Below are 21,175 nucleotides of genomic sequence, written 5' to 3' on the forward strand. Positions count from 1 at the left end.
TCAAAAATTGTTTTTGATGTTCGATGCTGTGAGTGCCCACACAGATTGCTTGATTCAAATTGTTAAAGAGCGACGCAACAGTGTGTTGCTGCGGGAGTGGAATTCTACTCAACCGCCCTCTCGAGTCAAGCCTTATTTTCAAAGGCTTTTCGAGGTTATCGACGAGGTTGTTTGCGTTGCCGCTTGCCCTGTCGATGGAGGCGCATTATAGGGAGCCGATTCTTTCTGGCAAGGGTAATTTGCATATTTTTTTGATAAGACCGCACAACCGTTCAAACAACAAACAACAAGAAGAAAATTCGAGCTAAATCACACATTATGGAGGCAGATGACAGGCAAGCCTCTTCTTAACTCATATAAGCCATTTCCGATTGTTGACGCGCCAGCCAAAGCTCCTCCATCTCCAGCAAAGTTTGATAGATTTTCTCCGCCTGTTCTGGCCGGCTGAACAGATAGCCCTGTCCATACAAGTGGATATCGGTCAGGGATCGCAGTACATCAAGCTGGGCCTGAGTCTCAATCCCTTCACAAACCAGACTCTTGCCCAACATGGATCCCATCCGGCAAATATTGGCGACCAGCTCGGATGCCTCCATGGAAGTATCAATGCCCTGTATGAAGGAGCGGTCAATCTTCACCTTGCTCACAGGTAGCTTTTGCAGATAACTCAAAGATGAATAACCAGTCCCAAAATCGTCTAATGCCAGCAACACACCCTGTTGATTGAGATCCTGCATCAGTTGCAGCGAATTCTTCACTTCGCGCATGGTGGTATCTTCAGTGACCTCCAAAACCAGACTGCTGGCTGGCAGGTGGTGCTCCATCAATGCCTTGGCCACCAATTTGAGCAAATTGCGCTGGTACATGCCCGGCGAGACATTCACGCACATCTGCAGGTCGACCATACCCAACTGATGCCACTGATAAAGCTGCTCGCAAGCGGTGTTCAACACCCAGCCACCCAGACGCTCTGCAAGCTGGAACTCCTCAGCCACCATGATCACTTCGTTTGGCGGAATAAAGCCCAGCTCCGGATGCCGCCAGCGCAGCAGTGCCTCGACAGCTTCACAACGACCACTCTCGAGATTGACGATGGGTTGGTAATAGAGTTCCAACGCATTGTGTTCCAGCGCCATGATCATGTCCGAGGCCAAATGCTTGCGCCGCGCCGTCTCGTTGAGCAAGGAGTTATCGTAAATCACATAGGGGACATGGGTCTTGCGGCTATGGAACAGAGCCTGTTCCGCACGACTCAATAACTCCTGTGTTTTATCGCTGTCCATCGGATAGAAGGCAATCCCGATCCCCACCTCGAGCCGGAAGGGATAGTTATCATAGACGATATCTTGCTTCAGAACGTGCAGCAGTCGCGCTACCAGCTCCCTGACCTGACGCAGATCGCTGCTACCACGCTGGATAATGGCAAATTGATCGCCACCCAACCGACCACTCCACTCCCCTTCTTCACAGAGCAATCTGATCCGTCTGGCCAATTCACTGAGCAAAAAATCGCCCGCGTCATAACCAAACTTGCTGTTGATATCTCTGAAGTCGTTGATATCGACCAATACCAATCCGAAAGGCACCTCCTGAGTGGCACAGAGCTCCATCCGTTCCAGCAATGCCACCCGATTGGAGAGACCCGTCAACGGGTCACGCCTTGCTGCCCTAAAGTGACGTCGAGCTTCATATACAAGAAGCGAGCTAAGGAGTAAAACCGAGATAACCAACCCAGACACCATCAACAGCAGAGCATTACGCAATTGACCAAAATGGCGATCATTCTCTGAGTAGATGTTGATGTTCTTCTGCATAACGGAAGCTAGTGCATAGGATAAAGGCTCCTGCAAGGGGGCTAGGCGCATCATTATTTGCTGGTAGACAGAGTCTCCGCTCTGCAGCTTGGTAATGACAGGCTCTATATCGCGAATGTTGTTTTCAATCAGTTGCACCAAGCGCAAGGTTTTCTGCTTATCCTGCATGCTTTTACGCAACTGACCGCTCAACAGGATGGGGGTTCTGCTCCAAAGAATGTCATAGCGCAACATCAGGTCATTGTGCTCTATTCCACCATAATGGTAGACCTCTACAGCACTGAGGAAACGCCCCAACTCGAGCTGCAGCTGCATCAGCGCCCAGGAGACATCATAGGTATATTTCTCCATCGCTCTGGTCGCATTCTGGAGCTGAACCAGACAATAAAGGGTGCTCCCGGTAAACGACAGGATGGATACATACAGAATGACGAGCAGTGGCCACGCCCTAGTCTTTCCTTTCACCCCGTGCTCCCGTGACTCTTTTATCAGTGTTGAATATCTATCAGATCCAGCTGCCAAATCATCATGTCGGTATATTCAGAGCGCTTCAGCTCCGGATATTGATCAAGAGGCAACATAAACCAGAGCGGCCCCTTGTCACGGACCCTCATGGCTACCCCGTCATCTTCCCAAGCAAGAATAGGGTTATACTTGGCAACTTTGTCCCAATTGATGCGGATCTGGAAACTGTTCAATGCTGTCAGGGTTATGCTCTTGCCATTAGCCCCCACTGCGGCCAGCACATCCGCCACCTTGGGCCCTCTGTACTTGTGAGGTTTATCAACCCAAGGGTTGCTGGTGACTATCTCATATTGCGGCAACGCCTGCAGCGTGGCCAAGTCAAAAAGCACTTTGCCGTCCACCTCATCTGGGGAGCTGATATTGCCGCTTACTTTCAAGATCACAGGCCCCTTGAGGGCCTCGGCAGCCACAAGCGGCATGGCAATCAATGCAAACAGCAGAGTTATCCATCCAAGCACCTTCATCTTTCCCCCTTACACTTTTCTGCTATCAACAGACTCAGTTTAGTCAGATATAAAAAAACGGCCCGCCAAGGCGAGCCGTTTCTCAAACAGAGCCGGGATGATGATTACATCATGCCCATGCCACCCATGCCACCCATATCAGGCATGGCTGGAGCATCTTTCTTCGGCAGCTCGGTCACCATGCACTCGGTGGTGATCATAAGGCCGGCGATAGAAGAGGCGAACTGCAGGGCAGAGCGGGTGACCTTGGTCGGATCCAGGATACCCATGGTCAGCATGTCGCCATACTGCTCGGTGTAAGCGTTGTAACCGAAGTTGCCTTCACCATTCTTCACCGCGTTGGCGATGACGGAGGCTTCTTCACCGGCGTTGATGACGATTTGACGCAGCGGGGCTTCCATGGCTCGCAGGGCAACCTTGATACCGACGTTCTGGTCTTCGTTGTCACCGCGCAGACCCGCCAGTTTGGCAGCAACGCGAACCAGCGCAACACCACCACCGGCAACCACGCCTTCTTCAACAGCGGCGCGGGTAGCGTGCAGGGCATCTTCAACGCGTGCTTTCTTCTCTTTCATCTCGACTTCGGTGGCTGCGCCAACCTTGATCACGGCAACACCGCCAGCCAGCTTGGCTACGCGCTCTTGCAGCTTCTCACGATCGTAGTCGGAAGAGGTCTCTTCGATCTGCTGACGGATCTGGGCAACACGGCCTTCGATCACACCGGCATCACCCACGCCATCGATGATGGTGGTGTTCTCTTTGGTGATGACGATGCGCTTGGCACGACCCAGATCTTCCAGAGTCGCTTTTTCCAACTCCATGCCAACTTCTTCGGAGATGACGGTACCGCCAGTCAGTACAGCGATATCCTGCAGCATGGCCTTGCGACGGTCACCGAAGCCAGGCGCCTTGACGGCAGCCACTTTGACGATACCGCGCATGGTGTTAACCACCAGAGTCGCCAGGGCTTCGCCTTCTACGTCTTCAGCAACAATCAGCAGCGGCTTGCCAGCTTTGGCAACGCCTTCCAGCACCGGCAGCATTTCGCGGATGTTGGAGACTTTCTTGTCAACCAGCAGGATGAACGGGTCGTCCAGTTCAACAGAACCGGTCTCTTGCTTGTTGATGAAGTAGGGGGACAGGTAGCCGCGGTCGAACTGCATACCTTCAACAACTGCCAGCTCATCTTCCAGACCCTGACCATCTTCAACGGTGATGACGCCATCGCGACCCACTTTGTCCATGGCTTCGGCAATCAGCTTGCCCACTTTCTCGTCGGAGTTGGCGGAGATGGTGCCCACCTGAGCAATGGCATTGCTGTCAGCGCACGGCTGGGACAGCGCTTGCAGCTCGGCAACAGCAGCCACAACGGCCTTGTCGATACCGCGCTTCAGATCCATCGGGTTCATACCGGCGGCAACGGCTTTCAGACCTTCGTTGACGATAGCCTGAGCCAGAACGGTTGCAGTAGTGGTACCGTCACCGGCGGCATCGTTCGCCTTGGAAGCCACTTCCTTGACCATCTGGGCGCCCATGTTCTGGAACTTGTCTTCCAGCTCAATTTCGCGCGCAACAGAAACACCATCTTTAGTGATGGTCGGGGCGCCGAAGGACTTGTCCAGCACCACGTTGCGGCCTTTCGGGCCCAGAGTCACCTTGACGGCATCAGCCAGGATGTTTACGCCTTCCAGCATCTTGATGCGGGCTTCGTTACCAAACTTAACGTCTTTAGCTGCCATTTTTCTTCAATCCTTAAATCAATTCGGGGAAAAGGAGGATGGATTACTCTTCGACAATCGCCAGGATGTCGGTTTCGGAAAGGATCAGGACGTCCTGACCATCCAGCTTCTCGGTTTTCACACCGTAGCCTTCGTTGAAGATAACCTTGTCACCAACCTTCACGGCCAGCGCTTTGACTTCGCCATTATCCAGAATGCGACCAGTCCCCACGGCAAGCACTTCACCACGGGTGGACTTCTGGGCCGCAGTACCAGTCAAGACGATACCGCCGGCAGATTTGGCTTCAGCTTCGATGCGCTTGATGATGACGCGGTCGTGCAGTGGACGAATTTTCATCGATAACTCTCCCAAAATGAGTCTCATTGTTGCTTTGAGGAATGGCCGTTCCAGGCCAAATTAGATATGTCCCTGATGTGGGGCAGAGTTGCTAACCCTTCAAGGGCAAATACAAAAAAAATTTTTTCACGTACTATAAACATCTTCGATGGTTCAGCCATGTCCGCACTCTGGAGCAAGGTCGGTTCAAGCCGCCCGGTTTCCATGCCAGAACCTTCAAAGCCAGCTGTAGAGACGAGCCCTTGACCCGCACCAACCCCATGCTGACAGCCCCTATTCCGGTCGTACTGCGCCAGATGACGGGCCCCATGATCTTCGGCATCATCGCCATTCTGGCCTTCAATCTGGTCGATACCTTTTTTATCGGTATGCTGGGCACCGAAGCTCTGGCCGCCATCAGTTTTACCTTTCCTGTCACTTTTGTGGTTACCTCGCTGGCGATGGGATTGGGCGCCGGATTGTCAGCGGTGATCGGTCATACCCTGGGGCAGGGCAAACACGATGAGGCGGCCCATCTCGCCACCGACAGCCTGTTTCTGGCGGTGATCATGGTAGCCCTGCTCTCCGCGGGGGGGGCTCTCACCATCAAACCCCTGTTTACTCTGCTGGGGGCCAGTGCCGAGCTTATCTCCCTCATCCATGACTACATGCTGACCTGGTATCTCACCGTCCCCATGCTGGTGCTGCCCATGGTGGGCAATGCCGCTATCCGGGCGACCGGCGATACCAAAACCCCCAGTCTGGTGATGGCCATAGCCGGGCTGGTCAACGGGGTACTGGATCCTCTGTTGATCTTCGGTATCGGCCCCTTTCCCGAATGGGGGATCCGCGGGGCAGCCATCGCCACCTCTATCTCCTGGTTGATGGCGATGCTGGTCAGCCTCTATATCCTGCGTCATCGGGAGGGCTTGCTGCTGTGGCGCCTCTCGCCGCGGGCCCGGTTGCTAACCCACTGGCGGGCGCTGCTCCATGTCGCCGTCCCCGCCTCTTTTACCAATATGCTCAACCCCCTGGCCAATGCAGTGCTGATGACGATCTTTGCAGGACTGGGTACCGAGGTGGTGGCCGCTTACGGCGCCGCATCGCGGGTCGAGGCGCTGCTGCTGATTGTGATGATGGCCCTCGCCTCCGTACTGGCCCCCTTCATCTCGCAAAACTGTGGCGCCGGCAATCCGGCCCGCGCCAAAGCTGCACTGCAGAGCTGCATGAGTTTTGCGTTGCTTTTCCAGCTCGCCATCTATGGCCTGACCTGGCTACTGGCGCCACTCATCGCCAATCTGTTCAGCGATCATCCACAGGTCATCCGCCTGATTATTCTCTATCTGCATCTAGTGCCGATCGGTTACGGATTTCAGGGCATGGTGATGCTGCTGGCCTCGGCACTCAATGGCGTGCGGGCATCCAGTATTTCGTTCTTGTTCAACGGATTGCGACTGTTTGGTTTTCTGTTGCCAGGATCCTGGCTGGGGGCAAAGCTGGGGGGAGAACAGGGGATATATCTGGGGATCTTGCTGGCCAATCTGGCGGCGGGCACCCTCGCATGGTGGTATGCCCGACACCGCTTCGAGGCGTTGTGCCATCAGGGTAAACCCTGATTCAGTCACTCACCTCGGGTTTTCGTTTCGTCGATTACTCTTTACGCTCACTCTTTGCGCTCAAATTCGCCTTCGATGGTGGTGCCGCCCTGCTTGGCGTTCCCCAGATGATCATCGGACGGTGCGTTGCCAAACGGCGATTGAGTACGCTGGAAACCGCCCATCTGCATCCGGAACTGGCTGCTGCCGATCAGCTTGTCAGCCAGTTTGTTGCGCAGCCAGGGTTGCAGCAACAGCACACCGAAAATGTCGGTCACGAAACCCGGGATAATCAGCAGCAGGCCCGCCAACGCCAGCATCATGCCCCCCATCACCTCGCGGCCCGGCATCTCGCCCATCTGCATCTTTTGCTGGGCGCTGAACAGGGTCTTGATCCCTTCACTGCGCACCAGCGAGGAGCCCAATACCGCAGTCAGTATGAGCAAGCCGACAGTCGGCAGCGCCCCGATTACCGAGCCGACCTCGATCATCACGGTGAGCTCCAGCACAACCAGACCCACCAACAACAAAAACAACTTGCCCATATCCACTCCAGCACCGGTAAATTGAGAAAAAGTGGCGCCCATCCAACGATGGTCAGAGGCGATTTTGCCGCCCCGTCATCACCACTTTCTGCCCTGAATAAATGGGGGCCGTCCCCCCTTTTTCAAGTTGGTCAACTGACTCCTACGTCATCAGCAATCTAAAAAACCAGCAAAAAGTCACAAAAATATATAAAAATCATCACGATAAAAACTTCATAACATATGTGTACTTTCCTCAAAGTAATTTGAAAATGTCGCAAATTTAGTGATCCACCTCTAATAACCGATACCTCAATTGGAGTAGTATATTGATTAGTTTTTCGGGAGGTCACTCTCCCTACCGCCCCACTCGATGTGTGGTGCTTCAGGATGAGCTGTGCGCAAGGAACTCGCGACCACTCGGTGAGGATTTTTCCATTTATCTGATTTCTGAGGCATTACAATGAGCGACATCAAGAACGTCCGCATTGAAGAAGACCTGCTGGGCACCAAAGAAGTTTCCAATGATCTCTACTACGGTGTGCACACCCTGCGCGCTGTCGAGAACTTCAAGATCAGCTCTCAGAAGATTTCTGACGTTCCGGAATTTGTCCGCGGTATGGTGCTGACCAAGAAAGCTGCTGCACTGGCAAACGGCGAGCTCGGTACCATCCGTCCTGAAATTGCTGACAAGATCGTAGAAGCCTGCGACCTGATGCTGAACACCGGCAAATGCTTCGACCAGTTCCCGGTCGACGTTTACCAGGGAGGTGCCGGCACCTCCGTCAACATGAACACTAACGAAGTACTGGCCAACATCGCCTTGGAAATCATGGGTCTGGAGAAAGGCCGTTACGACGTCATCAACCCGAACGACCACGTCAACAAGTGCCAGTCCACCAACGATGCCTACCCGACCGGTTTCCGCGTTGCTGTGGTCAACAGCACTGACGTGACTCTGCATGCTCTGGAAGCACTGATTGCCGCTTTTGATGCCAAAGCAGAAGAATTCAAGAAGATCCTGAAGATGGGCCGTACCCAACTGCAAGATGCGGTTCCGATGACCCTGGGTCAGGAGTTCCACGCATTCGCCGTGACCCTGCGTGAAGAGATCAAGTCCATCAAGCGTTGCCAGGAGCTGCTGCTGGAAGTGAACCTGGGCGCGACCGCCATCGGTACCGGTCTGAACACTCCGCCCGAGTACTCTGCACTGGCCATCAAGCGTCTGGCCGAGATCACCGGTCGTGCCTATGTACCGGCAGAAGATCTGATCGAAGCGACCTCCGACTGTGGCGCCTACGTCATGCTGCACGGCGCCATCAAGCGTCTGGCCATGAAGCTGTCCAAGATCTGTAATGACCTGCGTCTGCTCTCCTCCGGCCCGCGCACCGCACTGAAAGAGATCAACCTGCCGGAAATGCAGGCGGGCTCCTCCATCATGCCGGCCAAGGTCAACCCGGTTATCCCGGAAGTGGTCAACCAATCCTGCTTCAAGGTATTCGGTAACGACATCACCATCACCTTCGCCGCCGAAGCCGGTCAGCTGCAGCTGAACGTCATGGAGCCGGTGATTGGTCAGGCGATGTTCGAATCACTGAGCCTGATGGAAAAAGCCTGTATTTCCCTGCGCGAGAAGTGCGTGGAAGGTATCACCGCCAACCCGGAAATCTGCATGAATCACGTGCTGAACTCCATCGGTATCGTGACCTACCTGAACCCCTTCATCGGCCACCACGAAGGGGATATCGTCGGCAAGATCTGTGCCCAGACCGGCAAGAACGTCCGCGAAGTCGTTCTTGAGCGCGGCCTGCTGAGCGCCGAGCAGCTGGACGAGATCCTCTCCATCGAGAACCTGATGAACCCGCAATACAAAGCCAAGCGTTTCACCCGCGAAGCTGCCGTATAAGCGAGTGTGGGCCGGGATCTTCCCGGCCCATAAAGTCAGTTCCCGATTGGTCTTTATCCCCAGCCCGATCGGGAATTGGCTTTTTGCCAAATAAAAACCAAAAACTAAAAAATGGAGTTATCGCTATGATTGGAATCGAGTTACTTGTCGTGCTCGCCGCTATCTATCTGGGGGCCCGGATAGGCAGCATCGGCATCGGCTTTGCCGGTGGTTTGGGGGTACTGGTATTGACGTGGGGTCTGGGCATGCCCATCCCGAGCGATCAACTGGTCAGCTACATCCCCTGGGATGTGATCATGATCATCGCGTCCGTCATCTGCGCCATCGCCTGTATGCAACTGGCTGGCGGGATGGACTATCTGGTCTTCCTAGCAGAAAAAGCGCTGCGCAAGAACCCCAAATACATCACCTTCGCCGCCCCGGTGGTCACCTACCTGATGACCATGCTGGCCGGTACCGGTCATACCGCCTTCTCCACCCTGCCGGTGATCGCTGAAGTGGCCAAAGAGCAAGGGATCCGCCCATCCCGTCCGCTCTCCATCGCGGTTGTCGCCTCCCAGATCGCCATCACAGCTTCCCCGATCTCTGCCGCTGTGGTTGCCTTCTCCGGCATGCTCGAGCCGTTTGGTGTTGATTATCTGACCCTGCTGGCCATCTGCATCCCCTCTACCTTCCTGGCCTGTATCCTGGGCGCCTTCATTGCCAACATGATGGGCAAGCCGCTGGAGCAGGACGAAGTCTATCTGGAGCGTAAAGCCAAGGGGCTGATCAAACTGCGTGGTACTACCAAGCTCGAGATCAAACCGTACGCCAAGCTGTCGGTCTGGATCTTCATCGCCGCCATCGTTGCTGTCATGGCTTATGCCACTGCCATCTCCGGTAAAGTGGGCCTGATCACCAACCCGCCGATCCCCCGTGACGGCGCCATCATGGGCATCATGCTGGCCGCGGCCACCATCATGACCCTGGTGTGCAAACTGGACGCCACCCAGGTCACCAACATGCCGACCTTCAAGTCCGGTATGTCCGCCTGTATCTGCGTACTGGGTGTGGCCTGGCTGGGTAACGTCTTCGTTAAAGGCAACATGGACACCATCCAGCTGATCGCTGGCGACCTGCTGAACCAGTACTCCTGGCTGCTGGCTGTGGTGCTGTTCTTCGCTGCCATGCTGCTCTATTCACAAGGCGCCACCACCAAAGCGTTGATGCCTGCCGCACTGGCACTGGGTGTCAGCCCGCTGACTGCGATTGCCTCTTTCGCAGCCGTGAGCGCCCTGTTCGTACTGCCGACCTACCCGACTCTGCTGGCCGCGGTAGAGATGGACGACACCGGCTCCACCCGTATCGGTAAGGCGGTCTTCAACCATCCCTTCTTCGTACCGGGCACCGCCACCATCGCCATCGCCGTGGCACTGGGCTTCTTCTTCGGCGGCATCCTGCTGTAATCCATCGCCTGCCGATCACCAAACAAAAATCCCCGCCAGTTGGCGGGGATTTTTTATCTCTTTACTCTGTGCTTGGCTGTCTGCCAGCACGAGAGCTGACCTCTTATCCGGATGGCTCAACCACGGCGACAGCAGACACCACCACGGCGTGCCAGCGGCGCTATAACCACCGCTGCCGGATTGCAGGAGCAGTAGGCCACCATGGTACTCAGCACCATGCCAGAAGGCGGGATCCTTTGGATCAGACCGGATCCAGGGTATCCAGCGGCCAACGCGGCACGGCTTTGACCGCCAGCGGTTCGAACACGCCCGCTTTCAGGCGCTGCATACCGGCGTAAGCGATCATGGCGCCGTTATCGGTGCAATATTCAGTGCGCGGATAGAACACCTCGCCCTTGAGGCTCTCCATCAGCTCGGCCAGCTGGGCACGCAGATGACGGTTGGCACTGACGCCACCGGCGACCACCAGACGCGTGAGACCTGTCTCTTTCAAGGCACGACGGCACTTGATGGCCAAGGTATCGACCACCGCATCTTCAAACGCTCGAGCGATATCGGCGCGGGTCTGCTCATCATCACCATTGGCGGCGATGGTGTTGGCGGTGAAGGTCTTGAGGCCGGAGAAGCTCATGTCGAGCCCGGGACGGTCAGTCATGGGACGGGGGAAATGGAAACGTCCGGTGGTGCCCTTCTCGGCCAGACGGGAGAGCAACGGGCCACCCGGATAGTCCAGCCCCATCAGCTTGGCGGTCTTGTCGAACGCTTCGCCAGCGGCATCATCGATGGATTCCCCCAGCAGCTGGTAGCTGCCGATGCCGTCAACCCGCACCAGCATGGAGTGACCACCGGAGACCAGCAGCGCCACGAAGGGGAACTCGGGGGCCTTTTCTTCCAGCATGGGAGCCAGCAGGTGGCCTTCCATATGGTGGACGGCGATAGCAGGCTTGTTCCATGCCATCGCCAGTGAACGACCAATAGTGGCGCCCACCAGAATGGCGCCAACCAGACCCGGACCCGCGGTATACGCGATGCCGTCGATGTCATCTTTGCCCAGTCCCGCCTCTTGCAATGCGGCCTGGATCAACGGGATCGTCTTGCGAACATGATCCCGGCTGGCGAGTTCGGGGACGACGCCACCGTAGTCCGCATGCAGCTTGACCTGGCTGTATAACTGATGGGAAAGGATCCCTTTTTGATCGTCGAAGATCGCGATCCCGGTTTCGTCACAGGATGTCTCTATGCCCAATACACGCATTGCTAAAAAATTTCACTGCTAAAATGAGACGGCTATGGTAACCTTCGCGGGTTTTTTAAACCAGAGCGATCTCTGCGGGTTTACTTTCATTCCCTGTCCAGAGTATAATTTCGCACCATTTTAAGTCATGCTGATCGATTGAAGGTCAGCTAACAATTTTATCACTGAGGTGAAAGGCACATGCCAGTAATCAAAGTCCGTGAAAATGAGCCGTTTGACGTTGCTCTGCGTCGCTTCAAGCGTTCTTGCGAAAAAGCCGGTATCCTGTCCGAAGTTCGTAGCCGTGAGTTCTACGAGAAGCCGACTACCATTCGTAAGCGCGCCAAAGCGTCTGCTGTCAAGCGTCACGCCAAGAAGCTGTCTCGCGAAAACGCACGTCGTATCCGCCTGTACTAATCGGGAGATATTGCCGTGTCTCTGAAGGATCAACTCAAGGATCAGCAAAAACTCGCCATGCTTGCCAAAGATAAGGCACGTCTGGGAGCGATCCGCTTGTTGATGGCAGAAATCAAGCAACGTGAAGTCGATACCCGTATCGAGCTGAATGATGAGGATATCCTCGCTGTCGTGACCAAAATGGTCAAACAGCGCCGCGATTCCATCAGCCAATTTGAAGCTGCCGGTCGCCAGGATCTCGCCAACAAAGAGTCCGCCGAGATCGTTGTGTTGCAGGAATTCCTGCCGCAACAGCTGACCGCAGATGAAATTGCCGCCCTGATCGAGCAAGCCATCACTGAAAGTGGTGCTGCCGTTATGGCTGATATGGGCAAGGTCATGGCTGTTTTGAAGCCGAAAATTCAGGGGCGTGCCGATGTCGGCGCCGTCAGTGCTCAGGTGAAAACCCGCTTGGCGTAACAGGCAATTCTCTTGTTTGGTCGAAGAAGCCGTGCTTCCCTTGGAATGCGCGGCTTTTTTATTTTCTCCGCAATGAAACAGGACGGTTATGGCAGGCAGGATCCCCCAATCCTTTATCGACGATCTGCTCGTACGCACAGACATAGTCGAGCTGATCGACTCGCGAGTGCGGCTGAAAAAAGCCGGTAAGAACTACCAGGCTTGCTGCCCTTTTCATAACGAAAAAAGCCCCTCTTTTACCGTCAGCCAGGAGAAGCAGTTCTACCACTGTTTCGGTTGTGGCGCCCACGGCAACGCCATCGGCTTTGTCATGGAGTACGACGGTCTCGAATTTCCCGATGCCATCGAAGAGCTCGCCAGCATGCAGGGCATGCCGGTACCTCGCGAGCAGAGCATCGGCGGCTCGGCCAATAGCCAGCCCGCTGTCAGCAAGGATCTGTTCGAGCTGATGAACCAGATTGCCCGCTTCTACGAGAGCAACCTCAAGAGCGCTCCCCATGCGGTGGAGTACCTCAAAGGCCGCGGCCTGACCGGTGAAGTAGTCAAACGCTTCAATATTGGCTATGCACCCGGCGATTGGGATCAGGTGCGTCGCCGCTTCGGCGCCAGCCGGGATCACGAGCAGTTGCTTATCTCGGGCGGCATGCTGATCACCCGTGACAATGGCCCGGGCAGTTATGATCGTTTCCGCGATCGCATCATGTTCCCGATCCGTGACAAGCGTGGCCGGGTCATCGGTTTCGGTGGCCGGGTGCTGGGTGATGGCACCCCCAAATACCTGAACTCGCCGGAGACCCCCATCTTCCATAAAGGGCGGGAGCTGTTCGGTCTCTACGAAGTAAAGCAGGCACACAAGGATCCACGCCGGATCCTGGTGGTGGAAGGCTACATGGATGTGGTGGCACTCGGTCAGTACGACATCGACTATGCGGTGGCGGCGCTGGGTACTGCAACGACCAGCGACCATATCCACACCCTGTTTCGCACCACCGCCGAGGTAGTCTGCTGCTACGACGGTGACAACGCCGGTCGTGAAGCCGCCTGGCGCGCGCTGGATAATGCCCTCCCTCATCTGCAGGATGGCCGCGAGCTGAAGTTCGTGTTCCTGCCCGATGGCGAGGATCCCGACTCGCTGGTACGCCAGATCGGCAAGGAGGGTTTTGAAGCCCTGCTCGATGAAGCCCAACCGTTCGCCGACTTCATGTTCGAGCGTCTCGGCCGGGATGCCGCACTTTCGGGTGAGGCAGGCAAGTTCGAAGTGGCCAACAAGGCCGCCGAGCTTATTCGTCGCGTTCCGGAAGGGTTTACCCGCGAAGGGCTGATCACTCGTCTCTCCAGCATGATGCGTTGGGGCGAGAACAAGCAGCGCATCGCCGAGCTCTTTGCTCGCAACAGTCAGCCCAAGGCCGAGGTCAACAAACCCAAGGCAGCCAAGCTGACACCACTGCGGCGTGCACTGGCACTGATGGTGCAATATCCGGCAGTAACGGCTGAGCTTCCCCCCATGCCGGAATTGGCCGGACTACGCGTACAGGGCATCAAGTTCCTGCTGCAACTGCACCAGCAAATCCAGGCACAGCCTGGTATCACAACCGGTATCCTGCTGGAACACTGGCGTGGTACCAAGGAAGGAGAGATCCTTGCTCAGCTGGCCATGCACGACCTGTTCGAGGAGATCAAACTCGATCAGGAGCCGGATATTCTGGGAGAATTGCAGGACACCTTCGTCGGCTTCATCAACCAGTTTCTGAAGCAGCGGATCGAAGAATTGCAGGCCAAAGTGGCTCAGGAAGGACTAAGCTCCGAAGAAACCCAAGAGCTGATGATGCTGATAAGAGAGGTGCAAATTGAGAAAAGAAATGAGAGTGGGGCTTGATATTTGAGTGATTAGTCCCAATATGGATAGCGTTGCCCGAATCGACGGGATGAAAAGCAAAATTTTTATAACCGCCTGGCCCCGACAATACTGCGGGCAGGGGTTTCTCATGACCGACGCCGCAACCAGACATAGCATGTCTGGCGGTTTTCTATTAGAATTGGCTATTTGCGCAGCAGCGCACTGTACGCGCAACCTAGCAACACCAACCGGATGAGTTCTATGGAGCAAACCCCGCAGTCTCAGCTTAAACTCCTCGTTGCCAAAGGTAAAGAACAGGGCTACCTGACCTATGCCGAGGTGAACGATCACCTCCCGCAAGACATTGTCGATTCAGACCAGATCGAAGACATCATTCAGATGATCAACGATATGGGCATTCAAGTGGTTGAAAACGCTCCGGATGCCGATGACCTTATCATGGCTGAAGGTGGTACCGCCGATGAGGACGCTGCCGAAGCAGCGGCCCAGGCTCTGGCATCTGTTGAATCTGAGATTGGTCGCACGACCGATCCCGTCCGCATGTACATGCGGGAAATGGGTACCGTCGAACTGCTGACCCGTGAAGGCGAAATCGACATCGCCAAGCGGATCGAAGACGGTATCAACCAGGTACAAAGCTCCGTAGCCGAGTACCCTGAAGCAATTACTTACCTGCTCGAACAGTACGACAAGTACGAAGCCGAGCAGCTGCGTCTCTCTGACATCATCTCTGGCTTTATTGACCCGAACGAAACTGAAGATATGGCGCCTACCGCCACGCATATCGGTTCCGAACTCGGCGAAGACGATCTGGCCGACGAAGATGAAGAAGACGAAGAAGACGAAGACGAAGATGGCGACAGCTCTGACGACGACGGTGACGGTGGTCCGGATCCGGAAGTCGCTCGCGAGAAGTTTGGCGAACTGCGTGCCCAGTATGAAGTGACCCGTCTCTCCATTCAGAAGAATGGTCGCGCGCACGAAGATACCCAGGCCGCCATCGCCCAGCTGGCCGATGTATTCCGCCAATTCCGCCTGATGCCCAAGCAGTTCGATCGCCTGGTCAACAACATGCGTGAAATGATGGAGCGCGTCCGCGTGCAGGAACGCATCATCATGAAGCTCTGCGTTGAGCAGGCCAAGATGCCGAAGAAAACCTTCGTCGCGGCCTTCACCAACAACGAGTGTGAAACTGCCTGGTTCGAATACCAGAAGCAGGCTGGCAAAGCCTGGTCTCCCCGTCTGGTTGAAATGGACGAAGATATTCAGCGCGCCATCGGCAAGCTGCAGCAGATTGAAGAAGAGACCGGCCTGTCGATTGCCCAGATCAAGGATATCAACCGTCGCATGAGCATCGGTGAGGCCAAGGCCCGCCGCGCGAAGAAAGAGATGGTTGAGGCCAACTTGCGTCTGGTTATCTCTATCGCCAAGAAGTACACCAACCGCGGTCTGCAGTTCCTGGACCTGATCCAGGAGGGCAACATCGGTCTGATGAAGGCGGTAGACAAGTTTGAATACCGTCGTGGCTATAAGTTCTCGACCTATGCAACCTGGTGGATCCGTCAGGCCATTACCCGCTCCATCGCGGATCAAGCCCGTACCATCCGTATCCCGGTACACATGATCGAGACCATCAACAAGCTCAACCGAATCTCCCGTCAGATGCTGCAGGAGATGGGTCGTGAACCGAACCCGGAAGAGCTGGCCATGCGCATGGGCATGCCGGAAGACAAGATCCGCAAGGTACTGAAAATCGCCAAAGAGCCTATCTCCATGGAGACGCCCATCGGTGATGATGAAGATTCCCACTTGGGCGACTTTATCGAAGATACCACCCTGGCTCTGCCAGCGGATGCGGCGACCAGCGAAAGCCTGCGCAACGCCACCCGCGAAGTGCTGGCTGGCCTGACCGCCCGCGAAGCCAAGGTACTGCGGATGCGTTTCGGTATCGACATGAACACTGACCACACCCTCGAGGAAGTGGGCAAACAGTTCGACGTTACCCGTGAGCGTATTCGTCAGATCGAAGCCAAGGCACTGCGTAAACTGCGCCACCCGAGCCGCTCGGAAGTGCTGCGCAGCTTCCTGGACGAATAGTCCTGACCCTGTGTCAAACTGCTCTGCCAAAGCCCCGCCATGCGGGGCTTTGTTTTGTCTGGCATTTACCCTTGCAACCCTCTTTTCGCCCTCAATCAAGCTGGACAATTAGTCGCCAAGTGGTTGATATGCCTATAGACTGCCCTTTCCTCTTCCCCTATAATCCACGCCGCTAAACGCACAATTTGGCCCCTTAGCTCAGTTGGTCAGAGCAGTCGACTCATAATCGATTGGTCGTGGGTTCAAGTCCCCCAGGGGCCACCAAATTAGAAAAGGCCGCTCATCATGAGCGGCCTTTTTGCATCTACGTATCGGGCAATGTCCAGTGATAAGCTCGATGAGGTCATAGAAAAGACCCGCCATGGGCGGGTCTGGGCAGGGTCCGGATCAGGCGCCTCACTCAGAGACAAGGAGCCTAATGCTGAGCCTCAGGTTTGCTCGTTGCTGCCGCTCTGGATGGATGAGCGACGCCCGATGGCAGGCAGCATCCGGGTAACCAGATTGCTGCGCTGGCGCCAGGAGGTGAAGACGATGGCCAGCAGGTGCAGACCAATCAGCCCCTGCAGCGCCACCACGCACCACTCATGCCACTCGTCAGCCCCCAGTTCAAATCCCGTCTCGGTATTTTGAAACCAGCCGCTGCCAGCGGTGGCCAGCACGACCAGCCAGAGCGCCCACACGGCCAGTTTGCCGCTGCCGTGATGACCCGGTGCCGGAGGCTGCCGCTCACGCATCTCGCGCGCTTGCTGGCGAAAATCCTCACCGCTGGGGATGAGGGCACCAAGGCGAGCGTAGCCACGGGCAAAAGTAAGCCCCCAGAGCAGACGCAAGGAGACCAGCCCAATGGCGCCGTAACCCAGCCACTCGTGCCACTCCTCGCCCGCTTCGTTAACCCAGAGGTTGCCGATGCAGACCGCCACCAAGCCCCAGTGGGTCAGGCGAACCAGCGGATCCCAGCGAAAGGGCTCACCCTTTTTGCTTGGCATATTTGTGGTACTCCTTCTTCAGGTCGTTGACCTTGGCCAGATGTTCGCGCGCCTTGGCCTCATCACCCGCCTTGAGTGCGGCCAGGCTGGCGTCCAGCTCGGTCTGTACCTCGTTCATCCCTTCAAGAAATTTCTCTTTCTTGGCGGCCGGCATGTTCTTCTGCTTGGCCACGTCCAGCTGGGCCTTCATCTCGTTGATGTGCTTCTCCATGGTGGCTGCATCATCAGCCTTGACGGCCTGCTTGTAGTTGAAGCCAATCTTCTTCATCGGCTGTTCCAGATCACCCGCCACGGCAGGCAGGGTCATCAGGCCAAACATCAGGGGCAGCAGCAGGGGGCGGACGGTTTTCAACATGGGATTTCCTTATATAACGACATGCTCGAATTGTTAGGGGTACTTATGAATCCAAACAAGAATTCATCACCAGCATGATGCCATGACTCATGGTGAAACGTTTGTGAAAAATGCTGTTTTTTGTGGCAAATAGTGACAGATATGCCGCGCTTGTTTGCGCTTGGTAACTGATTGAACGCAGGTGACACGCACCATGGGGATGGTTGAAAGCGGTAAACAGGGACAAAAAACCCCGCCGTAGCGGGGTCTGAATCAGCTGGCCATTTGCTGGCGTCAGTTACTCCTGTTCGCGAACAATGGCGCGCCAGCCGATATCCTTGCGATAGAAAACGCCATCCCACTTGATGCGGCCAGCGAGCTGATAGGCACGCTGCTGGGCTTCTGCCACAGTGTGACCGAGGGCGGTGGCGCACAACACGCGGCCGCCAGCGGTCAGGCTGGTATCGCCCTCCAGACGGGTACCGGCATGGAACACCTTCTCACCCGCCACTTCATCCACCGGCAAGCCGCTGATGGGGTGGTTGGTGCTGTAATCGCCGGGATAGCCTCCCGCCGCCAACACCACGCCGATAGCGGCGCGGGGATCATAGATGGCCTCTTTCTGATCCAGCTTGCCTGCGCAAGCGGCCAGGCAGAGCTCCACCAGATCGGACTGCATCCGCAGCATGATGGGCTGGGTCTCGGGATCGCCAAAGCGGCAGTTGAACTCGATCACCTTGGGATTGCCTGCGCCGTCGATCATCAGACCGGCGTAAAGAAAACCGGTGTAGACGTTGCCCTCGGCCGCCATGCCGCGCACAGTCGGCATGATCACCTGCTCCATCACGCGTCGATGTACCTCGGCGGTCACTACAGGCGCCGGGGAGTAAGCCCCCATACCGCCGGTGTTGAGGCCGGTATCACCGTCGCCAACCCGCTTGTGATCCTGACTGGTGGCCATCGGCAGCACGTGCTCGCCATCGACCATGACGATGAAGCTCGCCTCTTCCCCCTCCAGAAACTCCTCAATCACCACCCGGGAGCCCGCTTCGCCAAAGGCATTGCCGGAGAGCATGTCGCGCACCGCGTCTTCCGCCTCCGGCAAGGTCATGGCGACAATCACCCCCTTGCCCGCCGCCAGACCATCGGCCTTGATGACGATGGGGGCGCCCTTCTCGCGCAGATAAGCGAGCGCAGGCTCCACTTCGGTGAAGTTCTGGTACTCGGCGGTCGGGATGGCGTGACGGGCCAGGAAATCCTTGGTGAAAGCCTTGGAGCCTTCCAGCTGGGCAGCGGCAGCAGTCGGGCCAAAGATCGGCTGACCGGCGGCGCGGAAGGCATCCACCACCCCTTTCACCAGCGGCGCTTCCGGCCCGACGATGGTGAGGCCGACCTGTTTCTCTTTGGCAAACGCCAGCAACCCTTCGATATCGGTCGCCTCGATGGCGACGTTCTCGACACCCGGCTCAAGCTGGGTGCCCGCATTGCCCGGCGCCACAAAAACGTGACGTACCAGTGGGGAGTGTTTGGCCTTCCAGGCCAGGGCGTGTTCGCGGCCACCGTTGCCAATGATCAGTACTTTCATCGTATCGCTCGCTTCTATTTGTGGTCACCGGACGGCCACCCGGGCCGTCAGTCAGTGGAAATAGTCAGTTGAAAAGAGACAACAAAAGGGCCGCCATCGGCAGCCCCTGACCCATCAATGACGGAAATGGCGCATGTTGGTGAAGACCATGCACATACCGTGTTCGTCGGCGGCGTCGATCACCTCCTGATCGCGCATCGAGCCACCCGGCTGGATCACACAGGAGATACCGGCCTGCGCGGCAGCATCGATACCGTCGCGGAACGGGAAGAAGGCATCGGAGGCCATCACGGAGCCCGCCACGGTCAGTCCTTCATCCGCCGCCTTGATACCGGCGATTTTGGCCGAATAAACACGGCTCATCTGGCCTGCGCCGACGCCGATGGTCTGGCCATCTTTGGCGTAGACGATGGCGTTGGATTTGACGAACTTGGCCACTTTCCAGCAGAACAGCAGATCCTGCAGCTCGGCCTCGGTCGGCTGACGCTTGCTGACCACGGTCAGGTCACCCAGCGTCACCATGCCGAGATCCCGCTCCTGTACCAGCAGGCCGCCGTTGACGCGTTTGAGGTCAAACCCTTGCGCCGGAGCCGTCCACTGCCCGCATTCGAGCAGACGCACGTTCTGCTTGGCGGCGACCGCATCGCGGGCCTCCTGGCTGACGGTCGGGGCGATGATCACTTCGACAAACTGGCGGGCCACGATGGCTGCCGCAGTGGCGCCATCCAGCTCACGGTTGAAGGCGATGATGCCGCCGAAGGCAGAGGTGGGGTCGGTCTGGTAAGCGCGATCGTAGGCACTCAGCAGGTTATCACCAATGGCCACGCCGCAGGGGTTGGCATGCTTGACGATGACGCAGGCCGGCTCGTCGAACTCCTTCACACACTCCAGCGCCGCATCGGTATCGGCGATGTTGTTGTAGGAGAGCGCCTTGCCCTGCAGCTGGACAGCGCTGGAGACGGAACCCGGTGCGGCATGCTCTTCAGCATAGAAAGCAGCAGCCTGATGGCTGTTCTCGCCGTAACGCATGTCCTGCTTCTTGATGAACTGGCTGTTGAAGGTGCGCGGGAAGCGGGACTCCTCGTCACCCTCCTTGTTGTCACCATAAGAGGGCACCATGGTGCCGAAGTAGTTGGCGATCATGCCATCGTAGGCGGCAGTGTGCTCGAAGGCTGCGATGGCCAGATCGAAACGGGTCGCCAGTTTCAGGCTGTTGCCGTTGGCATCCATCTCGCGAATAACCCGATCATAGTCGGCAGCTTTGACGACGATAGCGACATCTTTATGGTTTTTTGCGGCAGAACGCACCATGGTCGGACCGCCGATGTCGATGTTCTCGACCGCATCGGCCAGAGTGCAGCCCGCTTTGGCCACGGTTGCAGCAAAGGGGTAAAGGTTGACGACAACCATGTCGATGGGGGAGATAGCGTGCTGGGCCATGATGGCGTCATCCTGATCCCGACGGCCGAGGATGCCGCCATGAACCTTGGGATGCAGGGTCTTGACCCGGCCATCCATCATTTCAGGGAAACCCGTGTAGTCGGAGACCTCGGTCACCGGCAGACCCGCCTCGCCAAGCAGCTTGGCGGTACCGCCCGTGGAGAGCAGGGCAACACCACGCTCGTTGAGTGCCTTGGCAAATTCCAGAATGCCAGTTTTGTCAGACACACTCAGCAGTGCACGGCGAATGGGTCGAGCTTGTTCCATCACACTATCGTCCTCAACATAACGGGGACCGTTCCATGGGAGGCGAGGCTCAACACAGAGAGTCCCCAAATAAATGGAAGTGGGGGATTTCGCAAACCACTCTCGCCCCGACATCCGGCAAAAGCGTTTTAGGAAATGCCCGCTTGGTGCGGCGCTCTGTTATGGGCGCG

The 21,175-nt window shown here is 56.5% G+C and carries 18 protein-coding genes and 1 tRNA gene; 9 read left to right on the forward strand and 10 right to left on the reverse strand.

From position 1 onward, the window contains the following. Positions 1–211 (forward strand): hypothetical protein (locus G5168_RS08025; protein WP_421252064.1); only part of this gene is annotated, 211 nt, incomplete at its 5' end. 136 nt (positions 212–347) lie between these two features. Here the strand turns inward: G5168_RS08025 and G5168_RS08030 are convergent. From G5168_RS08030 to G5168_RS08045, 4 genes are all read right to left on the reverse strand, one after another. Next, positions 348–2,279 (reverse strand): putative bifunctional diguanylate cyclase/phosphodiesterase, encoded by a 1,932-nt coding sequence (locus G5168_RS08030; RefSeq protein ID WP_227341942.1) that lies wholly within the window; start codon positions 2,277–2,279, stop codon positions 348–350. 23 nt (positions 2,280–2,302) lie between these two features. Next, positions 2,303–2,803, reverse strand: coding sequence for a molybdopterin-binding oxidoreductase (locus tag G5168_RS08035; RefSeq protein ID WP_216952894.1), 501 nt, complete (start codon positions 2,801–2,803; stop codon positions 2,303–2,305). Between the two features lie 104 nt (positions 2,804–2,907). Further along, positions 2,908–4,542 carry a chaperonin GroEL gene (groL, locus tag G5168_RS08040; protein WP_005341224.1) on the reverse strand — a complete coding sequence of 545 codons (1,635 nt, stop codon included), beginning with the start codon at positions 4,540–4,542 and terminating at the stop codon, positions 2,908–2,910. A gap of 43 nt (positions 4,543–4,585) precedes the next feature. After that, on the reverse strand, positions 4,586–4,879 hold the full coding sequence (locus tag G5168_RS08045; RefSeq protein WP_005340573.1) for a co-chaperone GroES: 294 nt from the start codon (positions 4,877–4,879) through the stop codon (positions 4,586–4,588). 260 nt (positions 4,880–5,139) lie between these two features. Here G5168_RS08045 and G5168_RS08050 point away from each other — a divergent pair, with 260 nt between their 5' ends. Further along, positions 5,140–6,474, forward strand: coding sequence for an MATE family efflux transporter (locus tag G5168_RS08050; RefSeq protein WP_227342984.1), 1,335 nt, complete (start codon positions 5,140–5,142; stop codon positions 6,472–6,474). Positions 6,475–6,521: 47 nt separating this feature from the next. Here the strand turns inward: G5168_RS08050 and G5168_RS08055 are convergent, their stop codons facing one another. Beyond that, entirely contained in the window at positions 6,522–6,998 is a 477-nt protein-coding gene (locus G5168_RS08055; protein WP_005340570.1) for an FxsA family protein, read from the reverse strand. 442 nt (positions 6,999–7,440) lie between these two features. Between G5168_RS08055 and aspA the strand changes: the two genes are divergently transcribed. Both aspA and G5168_RS08065 read left to right on the forward strand, forming a co-directional pair. Next, entirely contained in the window at positions 7,441–8,883 is a 1,443-nt protein-coding gene (gene aspA, locus G5168_RS08060) for an aspartate ammonia-lyase (RefSeq protein WP_005341227.1), read from the forward strand. A 125-nt stretch (positions 8,884–9,008) separates the two neighbouring features. Then, positions 9,009–10,328, forward strand: coding sequence for an anaerobic C4-dicarboxylate transporter (locus G5168_RS08065; RefSeq protein WP_021229055.1), 1,320 nt, complete (start codon positions 9,009–9,011; stop codon positions 10,326–10,328). A gap of 241 nt (positions 10,329–10,569) precedes the next feature. Here G5168_RS08065 and tsaD read toward each other — a convergent pair whose 3' ends face one another. Next, the gene (tsaD, locus tag G5168_RS08070) at positions 10,570–11,583 is read right to left on the reverse strand and encodes a tRNA (adenosine(37)-N6)-threonylcarbamoyltransferase complex transferase subunit TsaD (protein WP_042052807.1); all 1,014 of its coding nucleotides are present in this window, start codon (positions 11,581–11,583) and stop codon (positions 10,570–10,572) included. Between the two features lie 180 nt (positions 11,584–11,763). Here tsaD and rpsU point away from each other — a divergent pair, with 180 nt between their 5' ends. The 5 genes from rpsU (at position 11,764) to G5168_RS08095 (ending at position 16,657) form a co-directional block, all read left to right on the forward strand. Beyond that, on the forward strand, positions 11,764–11,979 hold the full coding sequence (gene rpsU, locus G5168_RS08075) for a 30S ribosomal protein S21 (protein WP_005309452.1): 216 nt from the start codon (positions 11,764–11,766) through the stop codon (positions 11,977–11,979). A gap of 15 nt (positions 11,980–11,994) precedes the next feature. Further along, positions 11,995–12,438: a GatB/YqeY domain-containing protein gene (locus G5168_RS08080; protein ID WP_227341941.1), complete on the forward strand. Its 444-nt coding sequence runs from the start codon at positions 11,995–11,997 to the stop codon at positions 12,436–12,438. Between the two features lie 88 nt (positions 12,439–12,526). After that, positions 12,527–14,314 carry a DNA primase gene (gene dnaG, locus G5168_RS08085; protein ID WP_216952892.1) on the forward strand — a complete coding sequence of 596 codons (1,788 nt, stop codon included), beginning with the start codon at positions 12,527–12,529 and terminating at the stop codon, positions 14,312–14,314. 183 nt (positions 14,315–14,497) lie between these two features. Next, on the forward strand, positions 14,498–16,393 hold the full coding sequence (gene rpoD / locus G5168_RS08090; RefSeq protein ID WP_263718854.1) for an RNA polymerase sigma factor RpoD: 1,896 nt from the start codon (positions 14,498–14,500) through the stop codon (positions 16,391–16,393). 187 nt (positions 16,394–16,580) lie between these two features. Continuing rightward, a tRNA-Ile gene (locus tag G5168_RS08095) sits at positions 16,581–16,657 on the forward strand. Between the two features lie 164 nt (positions 16,658–16,821). On the opposite strand, the gene G5168_RS08100 is transcribed toward G5168_RS08095, so the two are convergent. From G5168_RS08100 to purH, 4 genes are all read right to left on the reverse strand, one after another. Beyond that, positions 16,822–17,379 carry a cytochrome b/b6 domain-containing protein gene (locus G5168_RS08100; protein WP_101531414.1) on the reverse strand — a complete coding sequence of 186 codons (558 nt, stop codon included), beginning with the start codon at positions 17,377–17,379 and terminating at the stop codon, positions 16,822–16,824. Continuing rightward, the gene (locus tag G5168_RS08105; RefSeq protein WP_005349056.1) at positions 17,360–17,734 is read right to left on the reverse strand and encodes a cytochrome b562; all 375 of its coding nucleotides are present in this window, start codon (positions 17,732–17,734) and stop codon (positions 17,360–17,362) included. Before G5168_RS08105 ends, G5168_RS08100 begins: the two co-directional genes overlap by 20 nt. Positions 17,735–18,011: 277 nt before the next feature. Further along, the gene (purD, locus tag G5168_RS08110; protein WP_227341940.1) at positions 18,012–19,298 is read right to left on the reverse strand and encodes a phosphoribosylamine--glycine ligase; all 1,287 of its coding nucleotides are present in this window, start codon (positions 19,296–19,298) and stop codon (positions 18,012–18,014) included. 114 nt (positions 19,299–19,412) lie between these two features. Continuing rightward, positions 19,413–21,005, reverse strand: coding sequence for a bifunctional phosphoribosylaminoimidazolecarboxamide formyltransferase/IMP cyclohydrolase (gene purH, locus G5168_RS08115; protein ID WP_421252065.1), 1,593 nt, complete (start codon positions 21,003–21,005; stop codon positions 19,413–19,415). Positions 21,006–21,175 lie beyond the last annotated feature (170 nt).

The organism is Aeromonas sp. 600724 (assembly GCF_049175135.1).
In the GTDB taxonomy this organism is placed as follows: Bacteria; Pseudomonadota; Gammaproteobacteria; order Enterobacterales; family Aeromonadaceae; genus Aeromonas; species Aeromonas veronii_A.

What these genes read in the sequence shown, in the direction of transcription:
- G5168_RS08035 (WP_216952894.1), bottom strand. Translation starts at nt 2,803, where the DNA reads ATGAAGGTGCTTGGATGGATAACTCTGCTGTTTGCATTGATTGCCATG.
- groL (WP_005341224.1), bottom strand. Translation starts at nt 4,542, where the DNA reads ATGGCAGCTAAAGACGTTAAGTTTGGTAACGAAGCCCGCATCAAGATG.
- G5168_RS08045 (WP_005340573.1), bottom strand. Translation starts at nt 4,879, where the DNA reads ATGAAAATTCGTCCACTGCACGACCGCGTCATCATCAAGCGCATCGAA.
- G5168_RS08050 (WP_227342984.1), top strand. Translation starts at nt 5,140, where the DNA reads ATGCTGACAGCCCCTATTCCGGTCGTACTGCGCCAGATGACGGGCCCC.
- G5168_RS08055 (WP_005340570.1), bottom strand. Translation starts at nt 6,998, where the DNA reads ATGGGCAAGTTGTTTTTGTTGTTGGTGGGTCTGGTTGTGCTGGAGCTC.
- aspA (WP_005341227.1), top strand. Translation starts at nt 7,441, where the DNA reads ATGAGCGACATCAAGAACGTCCGCATTGAAGAAGACCTGCTGGGCACC.
- G5168_RS08065 (WP_021229055.1), top strand. Translation starts at nt 9,009, where the DNA reads ATGATTGGAATCGAGTTACTTGTCGTGCTCGCCGCTATCTATCTGGGG.
- tsaD (WP_042052807.1), bottom strand. Translation starts at nt 11,583, where the DNA reads ATGCGTGTATTGGGCATAGAGACATCCTGTGACGAAACCGGGATCGCG.
- rpsU (WP_005309452.1), top strand. Translation starts at nt 11,764, where the DNA reads ATGCCAGTAATCAAAGTCCGTGAAAATGAGCCGTTTGACGTTGCTCTG.
- dnaG (WP_216952892.1), top strand. Translation starts at nt 12,527, where the DNA reads ATGGCAGGCAGGATCCCCCAATCCTTTATCGACGATCTGCTCGTACGC.
- G5168_RS08100 (WP_101531414.1), bottom strand. Translation starts at nt 17,379, where the DNA reads ATGCCAAGCAAAAAGGGTGAGCCCTTTCGCTGGGATCCGCTGGTTCGC.
- G5168_RS08105 (WP_005349056.1), bottom strand. Translation starts at nt 17,734, where the DNA reads ATGTTGAAAACCGTCCGCCCCCTGCTGCTGCCCCTGATGTTTGGCCTG.
- purD (WP_227341940.1), bottom strand. Translation starts at nt 19,298, where the DNA reads ATGAAAGTACTGATCATTGGCAACGGTGGCCGCGAACACGCCCTGGCC.
- purH (WP_421252065.1), bottom strand. Translation starts at nt 21,005, where the DNA reads ATGGAACAAGCTCGACCCATTCGCCGTGCACTGCTGAGTGTGTCTGAC.